Genomic DNA, 2,179 nt, shown 5'->3' on the forward strand with positions numbered 1-2,179 from the left:
GCGACCCGCGTCCACGCCGGGCCGCCGAAGATCGACTCCCAGTCGTTCGGCGGCAGCTCCCCGCCCGCCCCGCGCCCCGGCCGGAAGTGGAAGCGGGCCCGCGCCGGACCGCCCGGCGCCCCGGCGAGCGCCGCCCGGAACCAGGGGTGCTGCTCGGAGGTGTGGTTCGGCACCACGTCGACGATCACCCGCAGCCCCAGCGCGTGCGCGGCCCGGACCAGGGCGTCGGCGTCGGAGAGGTCGCCGAAGAGGGGGTCGACGGCCCGGTAGTCGGCGACGTCGTAGCCGCCGTCCGCCTGCGGGGACACGTAGAAGGGGGTGAGCCACAGGGCGTCGACCCCGAGCCGGGCCAGGTGGGGGAGGCGCTCGCGCACCCCGCGCAGGTCGCCGATCCCGTCCCCGTCGCTGTCGCCGAAGGACCGTACGTACACCTGGTAGATGACGGCATCGCGCCACCAGCCGCCGCTCGCGGTGACGTTGCTGGAAGCGCTTGCAAGCCGCGAGGCGGTCAGCTCATGGGTCATATCGGGGTCAACGTGCGGACCCGGCGCCTGGTTGCGGGGCCGGTCACCCGAAGACGGTTCGAACTAACAGCAAGCTGCGGCAACCGTACGGACACACGGATGTAACGATCACCAGGTCTTGCAGAAAATTGCCGCAAGGTCTTTCGGTCGGCTTTCAGGCTTGTTACGTTCCAGGCAACTCGGGACCGCGAGGAAGCGGCCGGGATCATCGAAGGAGTTCATATGCGGCGTGGCATAGCGGCCACCGCGCTGGTCGCGGCTCTGGCGCTCGCGGCGACGGCTTGCGGCGGCGACAAGAACGACAACGGCGGCGGCGACAACGCCGGTGGCGAGATCTCCGGCACGGTCACCTGGTGGGACACCTCCAACGACACGGAGAAGGCGACCTTCCAGAAGATCGCCGAGGCGTTCACCGCCAAGCACCCGAAGGTGACCGTCAAGTACGTCAACGTGCCGTACGGCGACGCGCAGAACAAGGTCAAGAACGCCTTCAGCAGCGGCGCCGAGGCCCCCGACGTCATCCGTGCCGACGTCGGCTGGGTCGCCGACTTCGCCTCCCTCGGCTACCTGGACAAGGTCCCCGCCGACGCGGCCAAGAAGGTCGACGCCGACTTCCTGCCCCAGGCCGCGGCCAGCGGCAAGTACGAGGGCCAGCTCTACGCCGTCCCGCAGGTCATCGACTCCCTCGGCCTCTTCTACAACAAGAAGATGCTGGCGGACGCGGGCGTCAAGCCCCCGACCACGCTCGAAGAGGTCAAGACCGCGGCCGCCGCGATCAAGGCCAAGACCGGCAAGACCGGCCTCTACGTCCGCGGCGACGACTCCTACTGGTTCCTCCCCTTCATCTACGGCGAGGGCGGCGACCTTGTCGACGCCAAGACCAAGACGGTCACCGTCGACAACGCGGCCGGCGTCAAGGCCTTCAAGGACGCCCGCGACCTGATCACCTCCGGCGCCGCCGTCACCAACGCCACCGACGGCTACGACAACATGCAGACCGCCTTCAAGTCGGGCGAGGTCGCGATGATGGTCAACGGCCCCTGGGCGGTCAAGGACACCTTCTCCGGCGCCCAGTTCGCCGACAAGGCCAACCTCGGCATCAGCGCGGTCCCGGCCGGCTCCGTCAAGGCGGGCGCCCCGCAGGGCGGCCACGACATGGCCGTCTACGCGGGCTCCAAGAACCGCACCGCCGCGCACGCCTTCGTCGAGTACATGACCTCGCAGGAGACCCAGGTGCAGGCGACCAAGGAGCTGAGCCTGCTCCCGACCCGCACCGCCGCCTACGAGGTGCCGGACGTCAAGGGCAACGAGATCGTCGCCTTCTTCAAGCCCGCCGTGGACAAGGCCGTCGAGCGCGCCTGGATCCCGGAGAACGGCTCCCTCTTCGAGCCGCTCAAGGTGCAGTACACCAAGGCGGTCACCGGCGCCTCCAGCCCGGAGGACGCGGCCAAGGCCACCGGTACCGAGTTCCGCAAGATCCTCAAGGGTTGGAAGTAGCACGACCATGGCTGCTCAGACCAGCCGGTCCGTGGCGGCGGGGGCCGGGGGGGAGGGGCACCCCGGCCCCGGCCCCCGGGGCCCGCGCCCCGCCCCGGGCCCCCCCCCCGCGCGCGCGCGGGCGGCGGGGCCCCCACCAGAAGACCCGCACCAAGGGG

2 protein-coding genes are annotated in these 2,179 nt (G+C 70.6%); one reads left to right on the forward strand and one right to left on the reverse strand.

Features of this window, described 5'->3' with window-relative positions; genetic code table 11:
• A partial coding sequence (locus tag ACFWAR_RS39180) for an alpha-amylase family glycosyl hydrolase (RefSeq protein WP_385788447.1) occupies nucleotides 1–524 on the reverse strand: 524 nt, incomplete at its 3' end.
• A 222-nt stretch (nucleotides 525–746) separates the two neighbouring features.
• Here ACFWAR_RS39180 and ACFWAR_RS39185 point away from each other — a divergent pair.
• Complete coding sequence (locus tag ACFWAR_RS39185; RefSeq protein WP_385788450.1) at nucleotides 747–2,021, forward strand: extracellular solute-binding protein; 1,275 nt, start codon at nucleotides 747–749, stop codon at nucleotides 2,019–2,021.
• Nucleotides 2,022–2,179 lie beyond the last annotated feature (158 nt).

This window comes from Streptomyces sp. NPDC059917 (assembly GCF_042730635.1).
Taxonomy (GTDB): Bacteria; Actinomycetota; Actinomycetes; order Streptomycetales; family Streptomycetaceae; genus Streptomyces.

Coding starts and splice junctions, on each gene's coding strand:
- ACFWAR_RS39185 (WP_385788450.1), top strand. CDS start 747: ATGCGGCGTGGCATAGCGGCCACCGCGCTGGTCGCGGCTCTGGCGCTC.